30 protein-coding genes and 1 pseudogene are annotated in these 24,650 nt (G+C 65.2%); 8 read left to right on the forward strand and 23 right to left on the reverse strand.

The window, feature by feature from the left end; genetic code table 11:
• Positions 1-135: 135 nt before the first annotated feature.
• Positions 136-1,716 carry a lysine--tRNA ligase gene (locus SKA58_RS12365; protein WP_009822781.1) on the reverse strand — a complete coding sequence of 527 codons (1,581 nt, stop codon included), beginning with the start codon at positions 1,714-1,716 and terminating at the stop codon, positions 136-138.
• A 127-nt stretch (positions 1,717-1,843) separates the two neighbouring features.
• Here SKA58_RS12365 and SKA58_RS12370 point away from each other — a divergent pair, with 127 nt between their 5' ends.
• From SKA58_RS12370 to SKA58_RS12380, 3 genes are read left to right on the forward strand one after another with little or no spacing between them, the layout of a single operon-like run.
• Positions 1,844-2,191 carry a PilZ domain-containing protein gene (locus SKA58_RS12370; protein WP_009822782.1) on the forward strand — a complete coding sequence of 116 codons (348 nt, stop codon included), beginning with the start codon at positions 1,844-1,846 and terminating at the stop codon, positions 2,189-2,191.
• A 41-nt stretch (positions 2,192-2,232) separates the two neighbouring features.
• On the forward strand, positions 2,233-4,980 hold the full coding sequence (locus SKA58_RS12375) for an ATP-dependent DNA helicase (protein ID WP_009822783.1): 2,748 nt from the start codon (positions 2,233-2,235) through the stop codon (positions 4,978-4,980).
• 2 nt (positions 4,981-4,982) lie between these two features.
• A complete protein-coding gene (locus SKA58_RS12380; RefSeq protein WP_009822784.1) occupies positions 4,983-5,525 on the forward strand; it encodes a SixA phosphatase family protein in 543 nt (180 codons plus the stop codon).
• Positions 5,526-5,542: 17 nt separating this feature from the next.
• On the opposite strand, the gene SKA58_RS12385 is transcribed toward SKA58_RS12380, so the two are convergent.
• The 5 genes from SKA58_RS12385 to rpmF form a co-directional block, all read right to left on the reverse strand.
• Complete coding sequence (locus SKA58_RS12385) at positions 5,543-5,881, reverse strand: MerR family transcriptional regulator (protein ID WP_009822785.1); 339 nt, start codon at positions 5,879-5,881, stop codon at positions 5,543-5,545.
• A gap of 88 nt (positions 5,882-5,969) precedes the next feature.
• On the reverse strand, positions 5,970-6,260 hold the full coding sequence (locus SKA58_RS12390; protein ID WP_009822786.1) for an integration host factor subunit alpha: 291 nt from the start codon (positions 6,258-6,260) through the stop codon (positions 5,970-5,972).
• A 94-nt stretch (positions 6,261-6,354) separates the two neighbouring features.
• Positions 6,355-7,335: a beta-ketoacyl-ACP synthase III gene (locus tag SKA58_RS12395; protein ID WP_009822787.1), complete on the reverse strand. Its 981-nt coding sequence runs from the start codon at positions 7,333-7,335 to the stop codon at positions 6,355-6,357.
• Positions 7,332-8,357 (reverse strand): phosphate acyltransferase PlsX, encoded by a 1,026-nt coding sequence (gene plsX / locus SKA58_RS12400; RefSeq protein WP_009822788.1) that lies wholly within the window; start codon positions 8,355-8,357, stop codon positions 7,332-7,334. The genes SKA58_RS12395 and plsX overlap by 4 nt, the downstream gene beginning before the upstream one ends.
• A 68-nt stretch (positions 8,358-8,425) precedes the next feature.
• Positions 8,426-8,605, reverse strand: coding sequence for a 50S ribosomal protein L32 (gene rpmF, locus SKA58_RS12405; protein ID WP_031298882.1), 180 nt, complete (start codon positions 8,603-8,605; stop codon positions 8,426-8,428).
• Between the two features lie 219 nt (positions 8,606-8,824).
• Between rpmF and SKA58_RS12410 the strand changes: the two genes are divergently transcribed.
• Positions 8,825-9,256, forward strand: coding sequence for an MAPEG family protein (locus tag SKA58_RS12410; RefSeq protein WP_009822790.1), 432 nt, complete (start codon positions 8,825-8,827; stop codon positions 9,254-9,256).
• Position 9,257: 1 nt separating this feature from the next.
• Here SKA58_RS12410 and SKA58_RS12415 read toward each other — a convergent pair whose 3' ends face one another.
• From SKA58_RS12415 to SKA58_RS12435, 5 genes are read right to left on the reverse strand one after another with little or no spacing between them, the layout of a single operon-like run.
• Positions 9,258-9,917: an MBL fold metallo-hydrolase gene (locus SKA58_RS12415; RefSeq protein ID WP_009822791.1), complete on the reverse strand. Its 660-nt coding sequence runs from the start codon at positions 9,915-9,917 to the stop codon at positions 9,258-9,260.
• A 38-nt stretch (positions 9,918-9,955) separates the two neighbouring features.
• Complete coding sequence (locus SKA58_RS12420) at positions 9,956-10,381, reverse strand: RrF2 family transcriptional regulator (protein WP_009822792.1); 426 nt, start codon at positions 10,379-10,381, stop codon at positions 9,956-9,958.
• Between the two features lie 39 nt (positions 10,382-10,420).
• Positions 10,421-11,473, reverse strand: coding sequence for a glycerophosphodiester phosphodiesterase (locus tag SKA58_RS12425; protein ID WP_037543123.1), 1,053 nt, complete (start codon positions 11,471-11,473; stop codon positions 10,421-10,423).
• Positions 11,470-11,826 (reverse strand): ArsC family reductase, encoded by a 357-nt coding sequence (locus tag SKA58_RS12430; protein WP_037543126.1) that lies wholly within the window; start codon positions 11,824-11,826, stop codon positions 11,470-11,472. Before SKA58_RS12430 ends, SKA58_RS12425 begins: the two co-directional genes overlap by 4 nt.
• Before the next feature lie 15 nt (positions 11,827-11,841).
• Positions 11,842-12,222, reverse strand: a complete 381-nt coding sequence (locus tag SKA58_RS12435; protein ID WP_037543545.1) for a RidA family protein — start codon at positions 12,220-12,222, stop codon at positions 11,842-11,844.
• Positions 12,223-12,357: 135 nt separating this feature from the next.
• Between SKA58_RS12435 and SKA58_RS12440 the strand changes: the two genes are divergently transcribed.
• Positions 12,358-12,672, forward strand: coding sequence for a hypothetical protein (locus tag SKA58_RS12440; protein ID WP_009822796.1), 315 nt, complete (start codon positions 12,358-12,360; stop codon positions 12,670-12,672).
• An 8-nt stretch (positions 12,673-12,680) separates the two neighbouring features.
• Here the strand turns inward: SKA58_RS12440 and SKA58_RS19510 are convergent.
• A pseudogene (locus tag SKA58_RS19510) lies at positions 12,681-13,091 on the reverse strand (globin domain-containing protein); the annotation flags it as partial.
• Between the two features lie 132 nt (positions 13,092-13,223).
• Between SKA58_RS19510 and SKA58_RS12450 the strand changes: the two are divergent.
• Positions 13,224-13,841 (forward strand): thermonuclease family protein, encoded by a 618-nt coding sequence (locus SKA58_RS12450; RefSeq protein WP_009822798.1) that lies wholly within the window; start codon positions 13,224-13,226, stop codon positions 13,839-13,841.
• Positions 13,842-13,884: 43 nt separating this feature from the next.
• Here the strand turns inward: SKA58_RS12450 and SKA58_RS12455 are convergent, their stop codons facing one another.
• Positions 13,885-14,484, reverse strand: coding sequence for a glycine zipper 2TM domain-containing protein (locus SKA58_RS12455; protein ID WP_009822799.1), 600 nt, complete (start codon positions 14,482-14,484; stop codon positions 13,885-13,887).
• A gap of 161 nt (positions 14,485-14,645) precedes the next feature.
• Complete coding sequence (locus SKA58_RS12460) at positions 14,646-14,873, reverse strand: hypothetical protein (RefSeq protein ID WP_009822800.1); 228 nt, start codon at positions 14,871-14,873, stop codon at positions 14,646-14,648.
• 167 nt (positions 14,874-15,040) lie between these two features.
• Between SKA58_RS12460 and SKA58_RS12465 the strand changes: the two genes are divergently transcribed.
• Positions 15,041-15,259 (forward strand): hypothetical protein, encoded by a 219-nt coding sequence (locus tag SKA58_RS12465; RefSeq protein WP_009822801.1) that lies wholly within the window; start codon positions 15,041-15,043, stop codon positions 15,257-15,259.
• Between the two features lie 19 nt (positions 15,260-15,278).
• On the opposite strand, the gene SKA58_RS12470 is transcribed toward SKA58_RS12465, so the two are convergent.
• Complete coding sequence (locus SKA58_RS12470) at positions 15,279-16,025, reverse strand: SDR family NAD(P)-dependent oxidoreductase (protein ID WP_009822802.1); 747 nt, start codon at positions 16,023-16,025, stop codon at positions 15,279-15,281.
• A gap of 369 nt (positions 16,026-16,394) precedes the next feature.
• On the opposite strand from SKA58_RS12470, the gene SKA58_RS12475 reads away from it, so the two are divergent.
• Entirely contained in the window at positions 16,395-16,757 is a 363-nt protein-coding gene (locus SKA58_RS12475) for a PilZ domain-containing protein (RefSeq protein WP_009822803.1), read from the forward strand.
• A 4-nt stretch (positions 16,758-16,761) separates the two neighbouring features.
• On the opposite strand, the gene ccoS is transcribed toward SKA58_RS12475, so the two are convergent.
• The 8 genes from ccoS to ccoN are packed head-to-tail and all read right to left on the reverse strand — an operon-like array spanning position 16,762 to position 24,492.
• Positions 16,762-16,908: a cbb3-type cytochrome oxidase assembly protein CcoS gene (ccoS, locus tag SKA58_RS12480; RefSeq protein ID WP_009822804.1), complete on the reverse strand. Its 147-nt coding sequence runs from the start codon at positions 16,906-16,908 to the stop codon at positions 16,762-16,764.
• Positions 16,905-19,040 (reverse strand): heavy metal translocating P-type ATPase, encoded by a 2,136-nt coding sequence (locus tag SKA58_RS12485; RefSeq protein WP_009822805.1) that lies wholly within the window; start codon positions 19,038-19,040, stop codon positions 16,905-16,907. The genes ccoS and SKA58_RS12485 overlap by 4 nt, the downstream gene beginning before the upstream one ends.
• Positions 19,040-19,513, reverse strand: coding sequence for a FixH family protein (locus SKA58_RS12490; protein ID WP_037543135.1), 474 nt, complete (start codon positions 19,511-19,513; stop codon positions 19,040-19,042). Before SKA58_RS12490 ends, SKA58_RS12485 begins: the two co-directional genes overlap by 1 nt.
• Before the next feature lies 1 nt (position 19,514).
• Positions 19,515-20,948: a cytochrome c oxidase accessory protein CcoG gene (gene ccoG, locus SKA58_RS12495; RefSeq protein WP_009822807.1), complete on the reverse strand. Its 1,434-nt coding sequence runs from the start codon at positions 20,946-20,948 to the stop codon at positions 19,515-19,517.
• 11 nt (positions 20,949-20,959) lie between these two features.
• Positions 20,960-21,889 carry a cytochrome-c oxidase, cbb3-type subunit III gene (ccoP, locus tag SKA58_RS12500; RefSeq protein WP_009822808.1) on the reverse strand — a complete coding sequence of 310 codons (930 nt, stop codon included), beginning with the start codon at positions 21,887-21,889 and terminating at the stop codon, positions 20,960-20,962.
• Positions 21,882-22,058: a cbb3-type cytochrome c oxidase subunit 3 gene (locus SKA58_RS12505; protein WP_009822809.1), complete on the reverse strand. Its 177-nt coding sequence runs from the start codon at positions 22,056-22,058 to the stop codon at positions 21,882-21,884. Before SKA58_RS12505 ends, ccoP begins: the two co-directional genes overlap by 8 nt.
• Entirely contained in the window at positions 22,055-22,819 is a 765-nt protein-coding gene (gene ccoO, locus SKA58_RS12510) for a cytochrome-c oxidase, cbb3-type subunit II (protein WP_009822810.1), read from the reverse strand. Before ccoO ends, SKA58_RS12505 begins: the two co-directional genes overlap by 4 nt.
• A 14-nt stretch (positions 22,820-22,833) precedes the next feature.
• Positions 22,834-24,492, reverse strand: a complete 1,659-nt coding sequence (ccoN, locus tag SKA58_RS12515) for a cytochrome-c oxidase, cbb3-type subunit I (protein WP_009822811.1) — start codon at positions 24,490-24,492, stop codon at positions 22,834-22,836.
• Positions 24,493-24,650 lie beyond the last annotated feature (158 nt).

Genomic DNA, 24,650 nt, shown 5'->3' on the forward strand with positions numbered 1-24,650 from the left:
CCGCCCTTGGCCGCGCCGCCCGTTGCCAGGCGCACGCGGCCGATAATGCGCGCGAGGCGCATCATCAGTCCGAAAGGGGGGTGGACCATAGGGGCAAACGCCGTTTTATGGCCATTGTTCCCCATTTTTTCCGGATCAGGCGGCCAGCGCCTCCGCGATCAGTTTGCGGCTGTTTTCGATGCCATAAAGGGCGATGAAGCTGCCCATGCGTGGCCCCTGATCCGCGCCCAGCAGCGTCTGATACAGCGCCTTGAACCAGTCCCGCAGCTCGGCGAATCCGAATGCTTCGTCCTTGCCGATGGCATAAACGATATTCTGGATGTCCTCCGCGCTGGCATCGGCCGGCAGCGCCGCCAATTCCAAGTCCAGCCGCTTGAGCGCCGCTGCCTCGTTCGCCTCCGGCGCGCGGCGCTGGAGCGTCGGCGCGACGAAATCGCGGTGATAGGCGAGCGCATGACCGATCAGCTCGTCGAGTTCGGGATAGGTGTCGACGCTCGCGCCCGGCACATAATTTTGCAGATAGCCCCACACCTGTTCGCGGCTCGCATCGCCCATCACGCCGACCAGATTCAGCAACAGGCCGAACGTCACCGGCAGCTCGCCCTGCGGCAGCTTGCCGTCATGGATATGATGCACCGGATTGCCGAGTTGCTGCTCGATGGTCTGGCGCGGATAGTTGCCGCGGAACTGCCAATATTCGTCCACCGCGCGCGGAATGACGCCCATGTGCAGCTGCTTCGCCTTTTTCGGCTCGCGATAGGCGTAGAAGGCCAGGCTTTCCTGCGGGCCATAGGTCAGCCATTGTTCGAGACTGAGGCCGTTGCCCTTGGACTTGGAGATTTTCTCGCCCTTTTCGTCCAGGAACATTTCGTAGTTGAAGCCTTCGGGCGGGCGTCCGTCCAGCGCGCGGCAAATCTTGGACGATTGCGTGACCGAATCGATCAGGTCCTTGCCCGCCATTTCATAATCGACGCCCAGCGCATACCAGCGCATCGCCCAGTCGACCTTCCATTGCAGCTTGGCGCCGCCCGACAGGATCGACTGCTCGATCGTCTCGCCATCATCCTCGAACCGCACGAGGCCTGCTTCCGCGTCGATCACCTCAACCGGCACCTGGAGCACGATGCCGCTTTTCGGCGAAATCGGCAGGACGGGCGAATAGGTTGCCTGCCGTTCCTTGCGCAGCGTCGGCAGCATGATGTCCATGATTGCCTGATAGCGCCGCAGCACCTGCCGCAGCGCGTCGTCGAAGGCACCGGCGCGATATTGTTCGGTCGCAGACACGAACTCGTAATCGAAACCGAAGCGGTCGAGAAATTCCCGCAGCATCGCATTATTATGATGGGCGAAACTTTCGAACTTTTCGAACGGGTCGGGCACCTGCGTCAACGGCTTGCCCAGATGCGCATTGAGCATCGCCTGGTTGGGCACATTGTCGGGCACCTTGCGCAGCCCGTCCATGTCGTCGCTGAACGCCACCAGGCGCGTGGGAATATCCGACAGCGCATGATAGGCGTTGCGCACCATCGTCGTGCGCAGCACTTCGTTGAACGTGCCGATATGGGGAAGACCCGATGGGCCATAGCCCGTTTCGAACAGGATATGCCCTTTGTCCGGCGCGCCGTTCGGATAGCGCTTGAGCAGCTTGCGCGCTTCTTCATAGGGCCAGGCCTTGGACGCCTGAGCGGCGGAGCGGAGCGGATCGGGGATAGTCATGATGCACAGCCCCTAGTCCTGACGGCAAGGAAAGAAAACGCCTTTTGATGACAAAGGCCGACAGGAGCACGCGCCGCTTTGCGTCATCGATGTACAATATGCTATAGATGTGTGAAGTGGAGGCGATATGCACATACAACGCAGCCATCAACGCGTGTCTGTTGAGATACCTGTCGTCGTGACAACCGTGCTCGACTATCAGGATGGGGTGGTGATCGATCTGAGCGAGGGCGGCGCGCAGGTGTCGGGATGTTCCCTGCCTGCGGGAATGTCCTGCCAGCTGGATCTTGATGGCCACATCACCTTTGGCCTGGTGCGCTGGTCCGAAGAGGATCGCATGGGCATCCGTTTCCCCTATCCACTGGCCGAAGGCCCCTTGTTCGACAAGCTGATGCTGGCGCGCGCCGCGCGCACCGAGGCGATGACTGTGCCGCCTCGCGTGCAGGGTGCTGGTTTTGGCCGCCGGATGGGCTGAAACAGGTTTTCCTTTTGTTCCCGCTGCTCTAAGCCGGCGGGGTGATTGATCCCGCCTCCCTGCCAGCGCTCCACGCCAGCCATGGCGGCATCTGGCTTCGCGAAGAGGGCCGCACGATGGGCCTGGCCAAGGGGCAGGCCATCGCTCGCGCGGCCGAAACGCCGGTGCTGCTGCTCAACGCGCCCCTGACCGGCCAGCGCCTTGGCTATCCCGAACTCAACGGCCTCGATCTGCTGGAGCTATGGGCCTTTCTCCATCCCGCCCGCTTTCTGGTGCCCACGCCCAAGGGGCTGGCGGCAGCGCTGGGACTGCCAGCGCCGCCGCAGGAGGGCGACATTCCCGCCTTGCTGCAACAGGCCGCGACGCTGTTGCTGGACCGTCTGGACGCGCCGGACTGGCTGGAGCGAGAGGGCGGCTGGACCGCGGCGCAGGCGCTGCACCGTTTGCGCTGGCCGTGGTCGCCGCTGGTCGCGCCGCGCATCCCGCGCCCCAAGGACGCTGAACGCTGGCTTTTTTCCAAATTGCCGGAGTGGGAGGAGGCGCAGCCTCGCCCTGCCCCGCGCACCATCAGCCTGAACGAGGATCAGGTGCTCGCCCGGCTCGACGCGCTGACGGGCGCTGGGGCCGAGCCGCGCCCGGGCCAGCGCGCCTATGCCGCCGCCGCCGGCGATGCCTTCACCCCCAAACGCCATCGCGACCAGCCCAATATGCTGCTGGCCGAAGCGGGCACGGGCATCGGCAAGACTTTGGGCTATCTGGCGCCAGCCTCCCTCTGGGCCAGCGAAGCGCAGGGGACGGTATGGGTATCGACCTATACCAAGGCGCTGCAACGCCAGCTCGATCGCGAATCCCTGCGTCTGTTTCCCGACCCGGCGCTCGCGGCAAGGCGGGTGGTCGTGCGCAAGGGGCGTGAAAATTATCTCTGCCTCCTCAATCTGGAGGATGCGTTGCAGGGCGGCTTTTCCGGGCGCGCCGCGATCCTGGCGCAACTGGTCGCGCGCTGGGCGGCTTTTACCAAGGATGGCGACATGGTGGGCGGCGACCTGCCCGGCTGGCTGCCGACGCTGTTCCGCCGCAATGGCTCCACCGCGCTCACCGACCGGCGCGGCGAGTGCATCTATGCCGGCTGCCCCCATTATCGCAAATGCTTCATCGAACGATCAGCCCGGGCGAGCGCGGACGCCGACATCGTCATCGCCAATCATGCGCTGGTCATGATCAACGCCGCGCGGGGGCGCGAAACCGGACAGCGGCCCCAGCGCATCATCTTCGACGAAGGTCATCATCTGTTCGACGCAGCCGATTCGACCTTTTCCGTTGCCCTTTCCGGGCAGGAAGCGATCGAGTTGCGCCGCTGGATCATGGGGCCGGAGGGCGGATCGCGCGGCCGCAGGCGGGGCCTTGCCGCGCGTCTGTCAGATCTGGCCAGCTATGATGAGGAAGGTGGCCAGGCCATCCGCGCCGCGATCGATGCAGCGCAGGCGCTGCCGGCCGACGACTGGTTGAAACGCGTCGTGGCGGGCGAGCCGTTCGGCCCGCTGGAGGCGCTGCTCGCGGCGGTGCGCGGCACCGTATACACCCGCGCCGCCGATGCGGGCGAAGCGGATGCGGGCTACGGGCTGGAAACCGAACTGGCCGAACCTGACGGGGCATTGGTGGAAGCGGCGCAGGAGGCCGCGCTTGCGCTCGATGCGCTCATCAAGCCGCTGGTGCGTCTGGCCCGCCGGCTGGAAGCGGTGATCGAGGATGCGCCCGACTGGCTGGATGGCGCGGCGCGGGCGCGAGTCGAAGGCGCGATCGCATCGCTGGGCTGGCGCCGGGATCTGATCGCGGCATGGCTGGCGCTGCTGGCGCGGATCGGCGGCCCCGCCGATCCCGACTTTGTCGACTGGATGACCGTCGATCGGGTCGAAGGACGCGAATATGATATCGGCATCCACCGCCATTGGCTGGACCCGACCCGTCCGCTGGCCGAAACCGTGCTGAAGCCCGCGCAGGGCGTGCTCATCACCTCGGCCACGCTCAAGGGCGGGGGCGAATGGGACAATGCCGAAGCGCGCGCTGGCGCGATCCATCTGCCCCATGGCGCCCAACGGTTCGAGGCAAGCAGCCCATTCGACTATCCGGATCGCGCCGAAGTGCTGATCGTGACCGACATCAAGCGAGGTGACATCGCCGCGCTGTCGGGCGCCTATGGCCGTTTGATCGAGGCGGCCGGCGGCGGGACGCTGGGCCTGTTCACCGCCATCCGTCGGCTGCGCGCGGTCCATGCCCGCATCGCCGATCGACTCGCACGCGCGGGCCTGCCGCTTTATGCCCAGCATGTCGATCCGATGGACACAGGGACACTGGTCGATATTTTCCGCGACGATCCGCGCGCGTCCCTGCTGGGCACCGACGCGCTGCGCGACGGGGTCGATGTGCCCGGCCATTCGTTGCGATTGGTGGTGATGGAGGGCGTGCCATGGTCCAAGCCCACGGTGCTGCATGCCGCGCGCCGATTGGCCGGCGGGGGTAGCGCCTATGACGACCGGCTGATCCGGGCGCGGCTGGCGCAGGCCTTTGGCCGCCTGATCCGCCGGGCCGAGGATCGGGGCAGCTTCGTCATCCTGTCCGCCGCCATGCCCAGCCGCCTGCTCTCCGCCTTTCCGCCCGGAACGCCGGTGCGTCGGCTGACGCTGGATGAAGCGATCATCGCCGTCAGTCGATCCGCCCGGAGCGAAAGCCTTGGCGAACGCCCCGCCATCGGGCATCAGGGGCACGAATCCGGCTTGCCCCGACAGGAGTGACAATGAAGCGGCTGACCCTGTTGCGCCACGCGAAGTCCGATTGGGACGATCCGGTAGCGCGCGATTTCGATCGCCCGCTCAACCAGCGCGGTGAAAAGGCCGCGCGGCTAATGGGAAAGTTCGCCGCACGCCAGGGGATGCGTTTCGACCAGCTGGTGGCCTCCCCTGCCGAGCGTGTGGTGCAGACGCTGGACGCCTTTTTCACCGGCTATGGCGAAACGCTGGAGGCGCGCTGGGACCGGCGCATCTACCTCGCCTCGTCCGCGACGCTGTTCGACGTGGTGCGCGACCTGCCCGAAACGGCGGAAGCAGCGCTCATGTCAGGTCACAATCCCGGCTTTGAGGAACTGATCCTGGATCTGGTGCCCGACGACGGCAAAAGCGCCCTGCGCGATGACGTCGAAGTCAAATTCCCCACCGCCAGCCTGGCCGTCATGGACTTGGCGATCGAGCGCTGGGCCGATGCGCGGCCCGGCGTCGCCACGCTCAAAAGCTTTACGCGGCCGCGCGACCTTGATCCTGCACTCGGGCCGGAAACGCGCTAACGCGGCGCGCCGGTCGGTCAGACGCCGAGCGCCCGCGCCAACATGGCGCGCACCGTTTCCAATTGGCTGAGCAGGGTTTCGGGCGCGGCGTCAACCGGCGCAGGCGGCATGCTGCCCGCGCCCTCGCTCAACGCCTTCTGCGCCCCCTTTACCGTGAAGCCCTCGACGCTCAGCAGATGATGGATCCGCCGCGCCAGCAGCACGTCGTCGGGCCGGTAATAGCGGCGGTTGCCGGCGCGTTGCAGGGGCCGCAAGGCCGGAAAGCGCGTTTCCCAATAGCGCAGGATATGCTGGGGCACATCGAGTTCAGCGGATAATTCGCTGATCGTCAGAAATGCCCCCTCCGCCTTTTTCATGACTGCAATGTTGCACCCGCCCCCACCAGGGCGTCAACCGCAACCGACGGCGTCCGACAGGAAAAAGCGGCGGATAATCCTGCGCTTGTCAGGCGACGCGATCGCGCATGGTCTGGCTGGCGCGGAATGTCAGCACCCGGCGCGGCTCGATCGGCACTTCCACGCCGGTCTTTGGATTGCGCCCCATGCGCTGGGTCTTGTCGCGCAGGACGAAGGTGCCGAAGCTGGAGATTTTCACATTCTCGCCGCGCTCCAGCGCGTCCGACATATGATCCAGAATGGATTCGACCAGCGCCGCCGCTTCCGCGCGCGACAATCCGACATGACGGTTGAGGCTTTCCGCCAAGTCCGCCCGCGTCAAAGTGCTCATTTCGCCCATATTGGTCCCCTCTCGACCGATTGCGTCAGTCACCCCCCGATGACCAAAGGCAAATTTGACCGATTCCTGCTGATTCGGCAAGCAGCACCAATGATCATAGACGTAAGACGCAGGCACCCCAGGTAAAGCCGCCGCCCATGGCTTCCAGCACGACGAGGTCGCCGGCTTTGATCCGCCCGTCGCGCATTGCAAGGTCGAGCGCCAGCGGAACCGACGCAGCCGACGTATTGGCGTGCCGGTCGACCGTCACGATCACACGCTCGGCAGGCAGCTTGAGCTTGCGCGCGGTCGCATCGAGAATGCGGGCATTGGCCTGATGCGGCACCAGCCAGTCGATGTCGCGCGCGTCCAGGCCAGCCAGGCTCATGACTTCGTTCAAGACCGAGGCCAAATTGACCACGGCATGGCGGAACACTTCCTGCCCCTTCATGCGCAGCTTGCCTACAGTGCCGGTGGTCGAAGGGCCGCCATCGACATAGAGAAGCTGATTGTGCCGACCATCGGCATGGAGTTTCGACGCCAGGATGCCCCGTGCGGAGCGGGGGTCGGTGGCCGCGCTTTCCTCCGCGCCCAGCACGATCGCGCCCGCGCCGTCGCCGAACAGGACGCAGGTCGTGCGATCTTCCCAATCGAGGATGCGGCTGAAGGTTTCCGACCCGATCACCAGCGCATGCTGCGCCGCGCCCGACCGGATCATGCTGTCCGCCACGGTCACGGCATAAAGAAAGCCCGAACATACTGCTGCGACGTCGAACGCGACACAATCGTCGATGCCGAGCGCCGCCTGCACCTTGGTTGCGCTAGCGGGGAAGGTCTGGTCGGGCGTCGCCGTCGCCAGGATGATGAGGTCGATGTCCTGCGCGGCCAGGCCAGCCGCTTCCAGCGCGGCCTTGGCGGCATCGGTCGCCAGCGTGGCTGTGGTTTCCCCCTCACCCGCGATATGGCGCATGCGGATGCCGGTGCGCTCGACGATCCATTCATCGCTGGTGTCGACCGTCTCTGTCAGTTCGGCATTGGTGACGACGCGCTTGGGCAGGGCGGAGCCTGTCCCCAGGAGAATAGAACGGCGGATCACTTGACGGGCTGCTCCAGCTTCGATGCGACGGCGCCCAGCCCCTCGACGCCCGCCATGTCGGCGGCGATGCGGCGGGTAATATCCTCTTCCAGCAACCGCGCGGCGACATGGACGGCATTGGCTACGCCCTTTTCGTCCGCGCCGCCATGGCTTTTCACCACGACGCCGTTGAGGCCCAGGAACACCGCGCCATTATGGTTATTCGGGTCCAGATGATGTTTGAGCATATACATGGCCGGCTTCGAAATGAGGAAGCCGATCTTGGACCGGATGGAGCTGGTGAAGGCCTTGCGCAGGACGTCGGTGACGAAGCGGGCCGTGCCCTCCGCCGTCTTGAGCGCGACATTGCCGGAAAATCCGTCGCACACGATGACGTCGCTGTCCCCGCGCGCGATCTTGTCGCCTTCGGTGAAGCCGTCGAACTGGAGCGACAGGTCATTGGCGGCGCGCAGAATGGCCGCGGCATCACGAATTTCGTCCGTGCCCTTCAATTCTTCGGTGCCGATGTTGAGCAGGCGCACGCGCGGCCGGTCAAGATCGAAGGCAATGCGGGCATAGGCCGCGCCCATCACCGCGAACTGGACGAGGTTGCGCGCGTCACATTCGGTGTTCGCGCCCAGATCCAGCATGATGGCGTCATTGTCGCCCAGCGTCGGCAACATGGCGGCCAGGGCCGGCCGATCCACGCCGGGCATGGTGCGCAGCGCCAGCTTCGCCATCGCCATCAGCGCGCCGGTATTGCCGGCGGATACCGCAGCGCCGGCATCACCCGCCTTCACCGCGGCGATCGCCATCGCCATGGAGCTGCTCTTCTTGCGAATAGCGACGCTTGGCTTGTCCGAACCGTCGACCACGCTGTCGCTATGAACGACATCGGACGCCGCCCGCAAATTGGGGTGACGGTCAAGCGCGGCCTTGATCCGCACTTCGTCGCCGAACAGGGTGAACCGCAGGCCTTCGTGCCGATGGCGGGCCAAGGCGGCACCGGCCATCATCACACGCACGCCTTCGTCCCCGCCCATCGCGTCGATTGCGATTCGCGGTTGTCTGGACACTGTCAGGTCACCCCTTTGCGGAGTAGAGAATGGGCTCAGGCCCCGACGGCGACGACTTCGCGGCCGTTATAGTGCCCGCAGGCGTCGCACAGATTGTGCGGGCGCTTGAGTTCACCGCAGTTGGAGCATTCCTGGTAGGCCTCGACGCGCAGCGCGTCGTGGCTGCGGCGCATGCCGCGACGGGAGGGAGAAGTTTTCCGCTTGGGGACAGCCATGTCGGCACCTTGTTCCGTATAATGATCTGGTTGTGCGACTGGCCGGTTTCCGATGGGATGCCGACGCCAACGGCGCCGCAGACCCATGCGGCCCGGGTGATCGCGAAGCCATGCGCCTATAGCGCTTTTTGCCGTCCACGCAACCCCTTCCTTCCTTTGCGCTTGCCCGCCCGGCCCCGCGCTATAGGGTGCGCACGTCGAGATACAGGGGAATATCGGATGCTGCTGCCGATCACGTTGACCTTTGCCGCCGCCTGCGCGCTGCTCAATCTGTGGCTGGCGATTCGCTGTGCGCGGTTTCGCATTTCGGACAAGATCATGCATGGCGATGCCGGTCATGCGCTGCTCGCCAAACGGATGCGCGCCCACACCAATTTCATCGAATATACGCCGATCATCCTCATTCTGTTCGCACTGATCGAACTGGCGGCCGGGCCTTCGCTGTGGCTGTGGATCGGGGCGCTGGCCTATATCCTGGCGCGCGTTGCCCATGCCATCGGAATGGATGCGGACAAACCGACCCTGTGGCGTGCGGGCGGGGCGCTCGTCACCTGGGGCGTCATGGTGCTGCTTGCGGGCGCCGCGCTTGCCCTGGCCTATCACCAGACGCGCGAAATGCCGGTGCCGCCAGCCCTGGCGGCGCAGGCCTAGATCAGCGCGCCAGCACCGAATCGGCCACGAACGGATTGGTGCGGCGTTCATGGGCGAAATTGCTCATCGGCCCATGGCCGGGCACGAAGGCGGTTTCGCCGCCCAGCGGCCATAATTTCCCGGTGATGGCGTCGATCAGTTGCTGGTGATCGCCACGCGGAAAATCAGTGCGGCCAATCGCCCCCTGAAACAGCACGTCGCCCACGATCGCCAGCTTGCTGGGCGCATGGTGGAACACGACATGGCCGGGCGTGTGGCCAGGGCAATGATAGACATCCAGCGTCAGATGGCCGACCGTCACCTGGTCGCCATCCGCCAGCCAGCGGTCTGGTTCGAAACTTTCCCCCGGCACATTCCAGCGCTCGCCATCCTGTGCCAACCGCTCGATCCAGAACCGGTCCTCCTCATGCGGCCCCTCGATCGGGACGCCGAGGTCGCGCGCCAGAACGCCCGCCTGCCCGCAATGGTCGATATGCCCGTGGGTGATCAGCAGCTTTTCGATGGTCACGCCATGTTGCTGCGCTGCTTTCTTGAGCATCGGCAGGTCGCCGCCCGGATCGACGAATGCACCCCGCATCGTCTCCGTGCACCAGAACAACGTGCAATTCTGCTGCAACGGGGTGACGGGGATCAGGGCGGCTTTGAGCGGCGGGTTGGTCATGCGCCCGATGTGGCGAAACCGCACGCGCCGCGCAAGGGTCAGTCCTCCGCCGCCAGCGGGATCGGCTCGGCCAGGCTGATGCCGTCCAGCACCTTGGCGGTTTCGTCGCGCACGCGCAGCATGATGCGATGCAGCCGGCACTCGCTTTCGGGCAGGCAGTTGGTGCAGCTTTCATGCGCGAAGCGGCTGGCGCAGGGGGTCAGGGCCAGCGATCCGCGGGTCAGCCGGACGATATCACCATAGCTGACGTCAACTGGCGCCAGCGCCAGCCAATAGCCCCCGTCCCGGCCGCGCTGCGTCGCCACCAGCCCTTCGCGCGATAATTCGGACAGGATCACGGTCAGGAACTTGGCCGGAATATTCTGCCGCGTGGCAATCTCGTTCAACGGCACGGGGCCCTGGCGGTAACGGTCGGCAAGATGCTGGAGAGCGCGAATGGCGTAACGGGTCTTCTGGGACAGCATGATCCCGTTATTCGCCCGCGCCCGTCATTTGACAAGCGCTTAGGGCGCGGCCGTCATCGCCGCGCGCGCCTGCCCTGGAAAGTCGGTGAAAAAGCCATCGACCCCGGCTGCGACGATCGCGCGGACATAGCCGGCAAAGTCACCGCGCCCTTCGGGATCATCGCCGCGCTGATATTGGGTGGGCAGGAAGGGATTTTCCATTCGCAGCGTCCAGACATGCACCTGCAAGCCCGCATCATGGGCGCGGCCAACCAGCGCCGTCGCGCCTTCGGGCGCGATCACCTGCGCGGCGGACGGGCCGATGCCATCGGCATAGGTCGCGATCTCCGCCAACCCCTGGACCGTCAGCATGTCGTCATAGCTGGTGCCCGGCATATCGGCTGGCCCGCCCTGCGCGTCCACCAACTGGATGAGGCGCAGCCGGGTGGCGGCGCGCAGCGCCTTCAGATTGCCGACCTCGAACGACTGGATGAAGACCGGATCGGCCTGCGTCATATAGCCGTAGCGGCTGAGCAGATCGAGCAAGGGTGCCTGGTGGGGCAGGCCGATGCCCGCGAAATAGCTGGGGTGCTTGGTTTCGGGATAAAGGCCGATCCGCCGGCCGCTTTCCGCTTCCTTGGCGCGCACCAGCTTCAATATCTCCTCGAATGTCGGGATCTGGTAGAGCGCGTCAAAGCGCTTGTTGGCCGGGCGCAGGTCGGGCAACCGTTCGCGCGCGCGCAGGGTGCGCAGTTCCGCCAAAGTGAAGTCCTCGGTGAACCAGCCCGCCATTTCGACGCCGTCAATGACCTTGGTTGTCTTGCGATCGGCAAATTCGGGATGATTGGCGACGTCCGTCGTCCCGCCAATCTCATTTTCGTGGCGGGCGACCAGCACACCGTCCTTGGTCAGCACAAGGTCGGGTTCGATATAATCCGCGCCCTGGTCGATCGCGCGCTCATAGGCGGCCAGCGTATGTTCGGGCCGTTCGCCGCTCGCGCCGCGATGCGCGATGAGGATGGGGTCCGCGCCGGGCGCCGCCCGGGCTATCGAGAGAGGGAGGAGGCTCATCAGAACAATCAGCCCTAATCGCGCCAGCCTCCGCACGCTCATGCCTTCACGCCATGCAGCGCATTTTCGTAGGTCGTCGCCTTGAACCCGACGATCGTACCCTTGCCGGTGTCCAGGATCGGGCGCTTGATCATCGAGGGATTGGCCATCATCAGCAAGATCGCCTTGTCCGCATCGATATGCGCCTTGTCGCCCGCGTCCAGCGCCTTGAAGGTCGTGCCGGAGCGATTGAGGATGGTTTCCCAGCCATGCTCCATTACCCATTCCTCCAGGCGGTCCTTGTCGACGCCCGATACCTTGTAATCGTGGAAGCTGTAGGGGACGCGCTCATTGTCCAGCCAGTTGCGGGCCTTCTTGATGGTGTCGCAATTCTTGATGCCGTACATGGTAATCATGATGCTGTGCTCCTGTCACCCTTTGAACGCGGTGACTTCGATCTCGATCTTCATTTCCGGCTTGACCAGCCCTGCGATAACGCAGCTTGCCGCCGGGCGGATGTCGCCGAATATGGGGCCGGCGATGTCGCCCATCACGTCCCAATAGGCGGCGTCGGTGATATAATAATTGACGCGCACCACGTCGGCGAAGGAAAAGCCCGCTTCGTCGAGCGCCTTGCCAATGGTCTTGAATGCGTTGCGCCCCTGTTCGACCACATCGCCTGGCATCACTTTGGTATCTGGGTCCATGCCCGTCGTGCCGGCCACGAAGCACCAGTCACCTTGAACGACGGCGCGCGAATAGCCGACCTGCGCCTCGAAGGGCGAGCCGGAGGAGATGAGCTGGCGAGGCATGAAGGATTCCTGCTGCGGTGCGAAAGGATCGCAGGGCGCTTTGCCCCCTCCTCCGCGCCCTGTCCAGCGCTTTTCCCGGAACAGCCGCCCCGGCCGGCCGTTCATCAAGGCCGTATAGTTGACAGGAGACGCATCATGGACCGCCCCACCCCCGATCGCGAGATGGAAGAGAATAGCGAACAGGCCGAAGCCGGCACCCAGGCGCAGGACGTGGCCGATGACGCCGCCACCCGCAGCATTGACCTGAGCGAAGACAGCGAGCGGGGCGGCAAGACCGATCCGGCGCAGCTCGTGCCAGACGACACCGAGGATCTGGTAGAAAAGATGAACGCGATGAACCGTTCGGGTCGGCTCGACATGGATGCCTATGCCGGCGAACCGCAAATGGACGACGAAGAGGACGTTCTGGGCGATACCGAGGATGCGGATGACGAGGACGGCCTGCCCTGATCGGTCTGACTGGCATCCAGCGCCAGATTTATCATGCCCCGGGCGAGGTGGCCCAGTGCTTGCGCCATGGCATCACCCATGGCCGGGTCCAGCCCGTCTTGTCCGGCGATGGCGCAGGTCATCGCCGTGGCCCATTGATCGGCCAGCGCCGGGGTCACGGGAAAGACCCGGTGCAGCGTCATGATGCAGGGGCCGCGTTCGAACCAGTCTCGCGGACCGCCGAGCCATCCGACGATGAATCGCGTCAGGCCGTGCCGCACCGGCCCCAGGTCCGCCGCATGAATGCCGCGTAGCGCCACGAACCGGCTGTCCTGTTCCACCAGATCGTAAAAGCGATCCACGATCGCTCTCACGACGATCTCACCGCCGATGCGGCCATAAGGATTGGGTAGCGACTGGGGCGATGCGGCGGCGTTCATGGACTGGCTCCAATCTGGATCATCATCCCATGGTAGCACCATCAGCAAGCGGCGCTTTGACCGTGGTCAATTCCTGTCTGATCCACGTTCGCGGAAAGATGGAGCAGTCTTAACCTCTCCTTTCCCGACGCCATGGCACAACAGGGCATGGCAACAGGATTTCTCCGGACCAAGCGGCGGTCACGCACACGCGATGCGCATAATAGCTGGTCGCGCAGCGGTGCTACCGCCAGACTCCAGCGCAAAGCGGTGGATCGCAGCGTCAGCGGCCCTGCGCTCGTTTATATGGTTTGCCTGGGGCTGTTGCTGGGTTGGTATGGCCCCGGCTGGCTGGAAGCCGCCCGGTTATTCGATCACGCCGGTGAGCATTCGCCCGCGCGTCCTGCGGCATCGGCCGACATGCTGACCGCCAGCTTCGGCCTCTGCCACAGCGGCGGCGGGACAAATTGCGTGGTCGACGGCGACACCTTCTGGTTCCAGGGGGCCAAATATCGCATCGCCGACATCGACACGCCCGAAACCCACGGCCCCCGCTGCCCGGCCGAAGCAGCGCTCGGCGCGCAGGCGACTCGCCGATTGCAAAGCCTGATAAACGCGGGCGCATTTTCACTGGAGCAGGGAGATCGCGATACGGATCGCTATGGCCGCTCGCTCCGCATTGTCACGCGCAGCGGAGAGTCGATCGGGGCCATTTTGGTCGCAGAGGGGCTGGCGCGAGACTGGGATGGCGCGCGCCATCCCTGGTGCTGAAGCGGGAAGACGTTACGAAACCTAACCCCTTCCCGCCGTATCTTCAGCGGCAGTTCAATCCGCCACGATCAATTTCCCGGCCTAGCAACGCGCCTGCGCCACCACCGATCAGCACACCCGCGATGTTGGACTGACCCCGATCAATCTGGCTGCCCAGCAGGCCACCCAGCGCCGCGCCGACGATCAGGCCGGTCGTGCCGTCCGAACGGCGGCAATAATAGCGATCGTCATAGCCGCGATAGATGCGCGTACGGCGGTCGACACGGATCGGCGCGTAGCCGGTCCGATAATAGCGGTCCGGACGATAGAAGCGACCATAGCGCGGGTCGGGCCGGTTCCAGTCATAGCGATAGACGACCCGGCCGGGCCGGCGATAAGCACCGCGACGGTCGCCCCGCCAGTCGCGCCGCGCCTCGCGCACGTCCCGGCGATAGTCGCGCTGCGCGCGGCGCTGATCCTGCACATAGCGTCGCTGCGCCTGGCGGCTGTCGCGGCGATACTCACGGCGGGCATCGCGGACATCCCTGCGATGTTCGCGCGCCTTATGGCCCGGCTGGGCCAGCGCAGGCACGGCGGTGATGCCGGTCAGCGTCATTGCGCCCAGCGACAGGGCCGCAAGGGCGCGCTTGAACGGGGTCATCATGGCTCGAAGCTCCTTGAATCATATCATGGCGACAGAACTCGCTGTTGTGAAACATGTTGCATGAACGATACAAAACCTGCCGTTCAGGCAGGGGACAGTGCGACCTAGCTTTACGTGGACCGCAGGGGGACGCCCTGTTCCCCAAAACCAGGATGATGGCTTCAATCAACCCCTCGTTCGGGCGCGGCAAAGGTGGTTGGGCTGGTCAGCACCACACGTTGTAGCCGCGTGCGATCGTCACAATGCTGGCAATGGGCCTGATCGAACAGCGTTTCGATAACCCAATTCTGCGCCGAGACATCCCATATGACCCGTGCATCGCGCGCGACATGATCGCTGCCGCAGATATGGCAGATATAGGCGTGGCGGATTGGTCCGGACAGAGGCATGCCTCCACCTTATCGCCCTTACCGCCGAAATGGCGGCAGTTTGCGCCATTTCGGACCTGATTGCGCACCCCCACATCAGACCGTCCGATTTTTCGGGAAATCGGGAACATCATGGGTCGGGCTGCCTTCCGGTCATGATATAAGCACGACTCACAAGGAGACGACGCATGACCATCGCACGTTTCGAAGATCATCCTGCCGCAGACGTCTGGACCCCGCTGTTTCAGGCCTGGCAAATTCCGTGGCAGATGACGCTCCAATGGTGGGACTTCTATGCCGAGGTGCTGCAGGTTTCCGATATGCATGTTCCCTATGGCAGGGCGCCTGCAATGCCCAAGGATCAGGAACCGCTGCATGTGGAGGAGGCGGAGGGGCTCTGCGCCTGACGGCGACCGCCCCGACCGATTATCCCCGCGCGACCTGAAATCCCGCAAAGGACTGGCTTACCGGCATCAACTCCAGCCGGTTGATGTTGAGGTGCGGCGGCAGCGTCGCGACCCACAACAGGGTCTGCGCAATATCCTCTCCCGTCATCGGATCGGCGCCGCCATAAAGCGTATCCGAAGCATCCTGGCTACCGGTGCGCACAAAGGTGAATTCGGTTTCGACCATGCCCGGTTCGATCGAGGTGACGCGCACCCCCGTGCCGTGCAGATCGGACCGCAGGCCAAGCGAGAATTGCTGTACGAACGCCTTGGTCCCGCCATAGACATTCCCGCCCGCATAGGGATAGGTCGCCGCGACCGAACTCAGATTGATGATCGCGCCCTTGCGCTCCACCAGACGCGGCAGCAGCTTGTGGGTGATGGCGATAAGCCCGTTTATATTGGTGTCGATCATCTGCCGCCATTGCGCCAGGTCCGCCTTGTGCGCCGGCGCGGTGCCGAGCGCCAGACCGGCATTGTTGATCAGCAGGTCGATGGCCTGAAATTCCGGGGGCAGCGATGCCAGCGCCCCGTCGATCGCCGCCTCGTCGCGCATGTCGAAAGCAAGCATGTGCATCTTAGGGCCAATTTCGGTCGCCAGCGCTTCCAGCCGTTCGGCCCGTCGGCCCGTGCCGATCACGCGCCATCCCGCTGCTGCAAAGGCGCGTGCCGCCGCTTCGCCAATGCCGGCGGTGGCGCCGGTGATGAGAACGGTCCGGTCAGTCATGCGGTCTCCTGTTGGCAAGGCGGGACCGGCGAATATCAGCCATCCCGCGTGCATCGTCGCGCCTTATGTGGCGTAGCGATGCGCGCGAGACAACCGCTCACGGCAGGGCTCAGGCGGCAGGCTGATCACTGACCGGACTTTCCATCGCGGAGGATCGAGTTCCTTTCGGATGCAAATTCCTCGTCGGGGTCCTCCGACGGACTGCCAGCCGGGCCGGCCAAAGGCGCATTATCACGTCCCCGCACCAAACACTCCGCCTGCCGTGGCGGCCGCATCGAGTTACCGGTTGTTAACGATTGACTGCCAGATTCGGCTCCTTGCCATCGTGGCGCATCAGGGCTGCGGGCGTATTTTCGGAGGTGCCGGACAATGACTATCACGGAATTGGCAGCACGTTTCGATCGGCGTCGCCATGCGCGCTTCGTCACCGCGTTCGAAGCGGATTTGCTGGAGGGCGAGGACTGCCGCAAGGTCATCGTGGGCGACGTTTCGGCGGGCGGGTGCCTGCTCGAACATCGCGATGGCTTCCGCATTGGGACCACGGTTCGGCTGCGGGCCAAGGATATCGACATGGAAGCGCGCATCATGTGGTCGCGCGGCGACCTGTGTGGCATGCGTTTCGCCCAGAGCGTCGATCCCTGGCAGGTTATCCGCGCCAATGTCGATGGTGCCGCGCGGATTGAGGACATGATGAATCAGGCGGCACGCCTGCGGCCTGAACCCACCCGCTAAAATCCTAGCGATCCTCCTCGTCGCTCAGGATGCGCATCGCTGCGCCGTCCGGATCGTCGAACTGGCCCGAGCGCAAAGCCGCGAAAAAGCCCGCCAGCGCCACCCCGCCGCACAGCAGCGCAAGGGGAATGAGCAGCGCCAGCCCGGTCATCGGGCAGCGCCATTGAGCCGGAGCGCGTTGGCGACGACGATCAGCGACGAAAGCGACATGGCGACGGCAGCAACCAGCGGCGTGACCTTGCCCGCCACCGCCAGCGGAACGGCCAGCATATTATAGCCGATCGCCAGCGCGAAATTCTGCCGCACGATGTGAATGGTGCGCCGGGCCGCGCGCAAGGTGATGCCGACAGGCGCCAGGACATCGCCCAGAAACACCACATCCGCCGCCAACTGACTGGCGTCGCTGGCGCAGGCCGGGGCCATGCTGGCATGCCCCGCCGCCAGCGCCGGTCCGTCATTCAGTCCGTCCCCCACCATCAGCACCTTGCGCCCCTGGCGCTTCATGCGTTCAACCAGCGCCAGCTTGTCGGCGGGCCGCAAATGCCCGATCGCGGTGGTCCCCGTCGCGCGCGCCACCGGACCCAGCGCCTCGGGCCGATCGCCGCTCGCGATCAAGATCCTGTAGCCGGCGCTCCGCAAGGCTGGCAGGATTTCGCCGGCGTCCCGGCGCAGGGCATCTGAAAATCGCAGCAGGTGCGCCTCCGTCCCATGCCGATATTCGCTGGCAAGGCCGAACAGGCTGACAAGGCCGCGCGGCCGCGCCAGCGATACCGCGACCCCCGCATGGCGCGCGAACAGCCCCTCCCCCGGCACGTCCCGCAGATTGTCCAGCCGGGCCGCCTCTACGCCATGCGCCTCCAGCGCCTGCCGCAGTGCGATGCTGAGCGGATGGCGACTGGCGCGCGCCAGGGCCAGCAGGATCGCCCGATCCTGCCGCGCCATCGCATCCATTCCCTCGGGCACCGGACGGCCCAGCGTCAGCGTGCCGGTCTTGTCGAAGACGATGCTGTCCACCTCGGCCATGCGCTCGAGCGCCGATCCATCCTTGACGAGGATACCCTGGCGCATCAGCGCGCCGCAGGCGACGACCTGCGCAGCGGGCACCGCCAGTCCCAGCGCGCAGGGGCAGGTGATCAACAGCACGGCAATGGCGACCAGCATCGCCTGATGCACTCCGGCCCCGGCCATCATCCATCCGGCAAAGGCCAGCGCGGCGGTCAGGTGCACGGCGGGCGCATAATAGCGCGCGGCCTGGTCGGCGATGCGGACATGCCGCGACCGGCCCTGCCCCGCTTCGTCCATCAGCCGGGCGATATCGGCGATCACCGTGTCCGGCCCCGCCGCCGTCACTATCACGGTAATCGGGGCCTCGACATTCAGCGCGCCGGCCTGCACCGCGTCGCCCGGCCCGACACGGACGGGCGCGCTTTCGCCGGTCAGGAACGCGATGTCCATGCCCGACGCCCCTTCGACCACGCGCCCGTCCGCGGCCAGTCGCTCCCCTGCTGCGACCAGCATCCGCATCCCCGGCTGCAACTGCGCCGCCGCCGTCCAGCGGCTTTGTCCGCTGTCGGTCAACACCAGCGCGCCGGGAGCGCCATGTTTCAGCAGCGCCGCGACGCTGGCGCGGGCGCGTCCGCGCATCATCGCATCCAGGCTCCGTCCCGCCAGCAGGAAGAACAGCAGCATCACCGCGCCGTCGAACCAGGCGTCCGCACCCCCCGTCGCGGTTTCATACAGGCTCATGCCCGTCGTCAGCAGCACGCCGATGCTGATCGGAACGTCCATATTGGTCCGCCCCTGCCGTGCCGCCGCCCAGGCGGACCGGAAAAAGGGCTGGCCGGCATAGGCGATCGCGGGCAGCGCGATCAGCGCGGAAAGCCAGTGGAACATCTGCCGTGTGCCGCCGTCCGCCCCGGACCACACCGAAACCGACAGCAACATGATGTTCATGGCGGCGAAACCCGCCACCGCCAGCGCGCGCAGCAGCGCCCGGCCTTCCGCCGCCGCCAGATCGACGCCCGGATCGGCCAGCGGTTCAGCGTCGAACCCCAGCGCCACGATCGCCGCCTTGAGTGCGGGCGGCTCCATCGCCGGATCATGGCGCACAATGACGCGCTTGGCGCTCATGTTGACGCGCGCGGAAGCGATCCCGTCGATGCACGCCAGGCCGTTCTCGATCTTGGCGATGCATCCGGCACAGTGAAGCGAAGGAACGACGAACTGGCTTTCGTTCAGGGCGGCCTCGGCCGGAGCGTCGTCGACCAGGGGCTGGGTCGCCATCAGTCGATCTCCGCCATCAGATGCCGCTGCTGGCGATCCCGTGTCACCGTCACGCGCAGTTGCCATCGCCCGGCTGGCAGGACGCGATCGCTGACATAGCGCCCCGGCCGTTCCTCCTGCATCACCAGGGCGATATCGGCGGCGCGTCCCAACGGATGCTGGGCGACGGCACGCACCTTGGCGCCCTTCACCGCCGCGCCCGCTTCGTCGTCCAGCCGCACCATGACATGCCGGCCCGCATCCGTCGCGATTTGCTGGTGCCATCCCAGTGCGGCCTGCGCCCTTGCCTGCCCCAGATAGGCGTTGAACTTCTGGCTCTCGACATAGCTGTTGTCGACCACGGTCCCGCCGAAGCTGCGGACCGCGACCGTCGCCATCACCATGTTGACCGCGATCACCACGACAAAGAAGCCGACCAGGATTGCGGTCATGTGCCAGCCGGTGAACTGGCGGGAGGAAACTGCATCGCGCATGTCAGGGCCTTTCGAAACGAGCGTCTTCGCTGTCGCCGCCGCCTTCGCGATCGGTCGCCCGCACGATGAAGCGGAAATCCTGCCGCTGCGGGCCGACGGCCGGCGCGGCAATGAACAGGCGCAGCTTGGCGACGCTGTCGGCCGGCACGGTGGCGACGATGCGGCTCGATGCTTCGTCCCTGGGCGTCGCGTCGGTCCACAAGGCCCCCCCGGCCAGGCCATCGGTCGATACGGCAACCGGGCGCGGCCGCGCCTCCATGTTGCGGATCTTGACGGTGTAGGCGTTGCGGATCGCGCCATCCGAAAGTCGCACGAAAATGGGGTTGCGGTCCTGCTGCGCCGCTATGTCGATGCGCGTTCGCGCGCCCAGTGCGAACAGCATCGCCGCGCCGATCGCGCTCCACGCCGCCAGATAAGCGATCGTGCGGGGGCGCAGCAGCGATTGTGACAGGGGGCGCGGCGGGCTGCCTCGCTTTTCCGCTTCGGCGTCGTCCTCGGTGCAATAATCGATCAGACCCCGGGGCCGGCCGACCTGCGCCATCACCCGGTCGCACGCATCGATGCACAGCGCGCAGGTGATGCAGCCGATCTGCGGGCCTTCGCGAATATCTATGCCGGTCGGGCAGACCGCGACGCACTGGTCGCAATCGATGCAATCGCCAAATTCCTGCGGATGGGCGGCAGCCTTCTTCAGGCTGCCACGCTTTTCCCCCCGCCAGTGCTTGTAGGTGACGACCAGCGACTTTTCGTCCAGCATGGCCGTCTGGATGCGCGGCCACGGGCACATATAGATGCAGACCTGTTCGCGCAGGAAACCGCCCAGCAGGAACGTCGTCGCCGTCAGCACCGCTGTCGTTGCATAGGCGACCGGCGCGGCCGTGCCGTTCCAGAAGGCGCGCTGCAAGGTCGGCGCATCGGCGAAATAAAAGATCCACGCGCCTCCGGTCAGGAAGGCGATGACCAGCCAGACGCCCCACTTCGCCAGCCGCCGCGCCAGCTTGCCCGCGCTCCACGGCGCCCTCGCAAGCCGGATCTGCGCATTGCGATCGCCATCGATGAAGCGTTCGACATGCTGGAACAGGTCGGTCCATACGGTCTGCGGACAGGCATAGCCGCACCAGGCGCGCCCCACCGCCGAAGTCACAAGGAACAGCCCGATCCCCGCCATGATCAGCAGACCCGCCACATAATAGAATTCATGCGGCCAGATTTCGATCGCGAACATGTAGAAGCGCCGATGCGCCAGGTCGACGAGCACCGCCTGGTCGGGCGCATAAGGCCCCCGGTCCCATCGAAGCCACGGCGTCCCCCAATAGATCGCCAGCGTCACCGCCATGACCGCCCATTTGAAACGCCGGTAAAAGCCATCCACCGCCTTGGGGTAGACACCCTTGCGCTTCTCGTAGAGATCGCCGGAGCCGGCGGGCATCAGCATGACATCTTCCTTCAGGGTTGGGCGGCGGAGCTGTCCGCAGGGGCTGGGGCGGCCGCTGGCAGGGCTTCGCCGCCACCCAGGCTGTGCACATAGGCCGCCAGCATCCGGATCGTCGCCTTGTCCAACTTGTCGTTCCAGCGCGGCATGACCCCCTGGCGGCTGTTCCATATGGTCTGCCGGATCGTGTCTGCATCGCCGCCATACAGCCATATGCCATCCGTCAGATTGGGCGCGCCCAGTTCGCGGCTGCCCGTGCCGCCCGCACCATGGCAGACCGCGCAATTGTCGGCGAACAGCTGCGCGCCCCGACGCGCTGCGTCGTTCGGCTTGTCCTGGTGGCTGATGACGCGAACATGCGCGACGACATCATCGACCTGCTGGGGCGTCAGCAACTGGTCGCGGCCAAATGCCGGCATGATCGACTGGCGCGTGTCGGCATGGTCGGGGTTGCGGATGCCATCGGTGATCGTCTTCTCGATGGTGGCGAGATCGCCGCCCCACAGCCAGTCGTCATCGTTGAGATTGGGATAGCCGTTCGATCCGGCCGCCCCCGCCCCATGGCATTGGACGCAATGCACCTTGAACGCCGCCCGGCCGCCTTCGACCGCAACGCGCATCAATTCCGGCCGGCCGGCCAGCTTCTCGATGGTGGTGGCGGCGATCGCCTGATGCACAGGCGCCAGTTGCGCATCCCGCGCGGCCAGCTCGCTCGCCAACGCCCCCCGGCTCGACCATCCCAGCATTCCGCGCGTGGCGCTGTCGATCATGGGCCAGGCGGGATAGGCGATGGTGTAGCCGATCGCGAACAGGATCGTCGCGTAGAAGGTCCACAGCCACCAGCGCGGCAACGGCGTGTCCAGTTCGCGGATACCGTCCCATTCATGCCCCTTGAAGGGCGTGCCGGTCGCGGCATCGACGGCTTTTGTCGGTTCGTCAGCCATGTTCGGCCTCCGTCGCTTCACTTTCGCTTTCGAAGATCATCGTCGCGGCGCGATGGCTGTGTCGTCGCCCGTGCGGCAGGAAATGCCACCCGATCAGCAGCCCATAGGTCGCCCCCATGAACACCAGCCCCCAGCTGTCCGCGAAATGGCGCAGCGCGTCGTAGTTCATCGCCCTTCCTCCTTCGGCGCGACCTGACCCGGCAGGGATTCCTGGGGTCGGGCGGCATCGACATCGACCAGCGTGCCGATCATCTGGAGATAGGCGACCAGCGCGTCCATCTCGGTCAGGCGGCTCGGATCACCGTCGAAATCGCGCGCCTGCGCCTTGGGATAGCGCGCGAGCAGGTCGGTCGTGTCGGCATCGGGATCGGCCTGCGCGGCCAGATCGTCATTCGCCTTGCTGATGTCGGCGTCGCTGTAGGGAACGCCCACCCGCGTCAGGGCCTTGAGGTCGGCGCGCATGTCCCCGGGCTTGAGGTCGCGCTCGGCGAGGAAGGGATAGGTCGGCATGATGGATTCGGGCACGACCGCGCGGGGGTCCTTCAGATGCTGGACATGCCATTCGTCGGAATAGCGGCCGCCCACCCGCGCCAGGTCCGGCCCGGTGCGCTTCGACCCCCATTGGAACGGGTGATCATACATGCTCTCGGCGGCCAGGCTGTAATGCCCATAGCGCTCCACCTCGTCGCGAAAGGGGCGGATCATCTGACTGTGGCAGTTATAGCAGCCTTCGCGAATGTAGATGTTGCGCCCGGCCAGCTCCAGCGGCGTATAGGGGCGCATGCCCTCCACCTTCTCGATCGTGTTGTCGATCCAGAAGAGCGGCGCGATCTCCACGATGCCGCCGATGGCAACGGTGATCAAAGCGGCAATGCCCAGCAGGGACACGTTCCGCTCCAGCGTGCCATGGTTGAAAAATTTGGAAGCCATGTCCTGTTTCCCCTTCAGGCCGGGCGGGCGATCAGCGGCTTGTCGGCCGCCATGTCGTGCGACGCGTCGTGCATCGGCTTTTCTTGCCGCAGCGGGCTGCCCGCGATGGTGCGGCCGATATTCCAGCCCATGATGATGGCCCCGCTCAGATAGAGCAGCCCGCCCGCCGCGCGGATCAGATACATGGGCCACATCGCGCTCACGACTTCGGAAAAGGCGTAGACCAGGTAGCCGTCGGCCCCATATTCGCGCCACATCAGCCCTTGCATGATGCCCGCCACCCACATCGACGCGGCGTAAAGGACGATACCCACGGTCGCGAGCCAGAAGTGCCAGTTGACCAGCCGCAGGCTGTAGAGCCGCTCGCGCTTCCACAGGCGCGGCGCCAGATAATAGAGGCAGGCGAAGGTGATCATGCCGTTCCAGCCGAGCGCGCCCGAATGCACATGGCCGATGGTCCAGTCGGTATAATGGGACAGGCTGTTGACCGCCTTGACCGACATCATCGGTCCTTCGAAGGTGGACATGCCGTAGAAGGCCAGCGCCATCACCATCATGCGGATGATCGGATCGGTGCGGATCTTGTCCCAGGCGCCGTTCAGCGTCATCAGGCCGTTGATCATGCCGCCCCAGCTCGGCATCCACAGCATGATCGAAAACACCATGCCCAGCGTCTGCGCCCAGTCGGGCAGCGCGGTATAGTGCAGATGGTGCGGCCCCGCCCAGATATAGAGGAAGATCAGCGACCAGAAATGGATGATCGACAGGCGATAGCTGTAGACCGGCCGCTGCGCCTGTTTGGGCACGAAATAATACATCATGGCCAGGAAGCCGGCGGTCAGGAAGAAGCCGACCGCATTATGGCCGTACCACCATTGGGTCAGCGCATCCTGCACGCCGGCAAAGGCGGCATAGCTTTTGGACCCCAGCAGGCTGACCGGCATCGACAGGTTGTTGACGATGTGCAGCATCGCGATCGTCAGGATGAACGCCAGGTAGAACCAGTTGGCGACGTAGATGTGCGGTTCGGACCGTTTGACGATGGTGCCGCCGAACACGACCAGATAGGCGACCCAGACGATCGTCAGCCACAGATCGACATACCATTCGGGCTCGGCATATTCCTTGCCCTCGGTGATGCCCATCAGATAGCCGGTCGCAGCCAGCACGATGAACAGCTGATAGCCCCAGAAAACGAAGTCGGCGAGTTTGGGCGCGAACAGTCGCGCGCGACAGGTGCGCTGCACCACATAGAAGCTGGTGGCGATGAGGGCGTTGCCGCCAAAGGCAAAGATCACCGCCGATGTGTGTAGCGGCCGCAGCCGGCCGAAGCTGGTATATTCCAGACTCAGATTGAGCGCCGGAAAGGCGAGTTGCAACGCGATATAGAGTCCGGCGAGAAACCCCGCCAGCGCCCAGAATACCGTGGCGATCACGCCCCAGCGGATCACATCGTCATAATAGCGCCCCTGATCGGCCGGCATCTTCAGCAGGCCGCGGGCAACGGCTGCATAATCGGCCCGGCGCATGGCGATGATTGCCAGCCCCAGCGCGACCAGGCTGACAATGCCCATATGAACGGCAAAGCCGCCATCGCGCGCACCCAGCATCGCTGCAAAGGCGACCAGGGCCAGCGCGAACCAGCCTCCCGTCCGCAAAACCAGTCTATCCATGGACCTTTCCCCGCTTCACGTCCCGGTCCGCGCCGCCCGTCAGAAAAAGCACGCGGCGTGTCCTGGGATTGCTGTGTCAAATGCAGGAAAGCGGGTCTTTACGGGAAAGTGCGTAGGCGCCTGATGGCAGGGGCGAAGCTCCCCATTCCTGCGGCTTC

The organism is Sphingomonas sp. SKA58 (assembly GCF_000153545.1).
Taxonomy (GTDB): Bacteria; Pseudomonadota; Alphaproteobacteria; order Sphingomonadales; family Sphingomonadaceae; genus Sphingobium; species Sphingobium soli.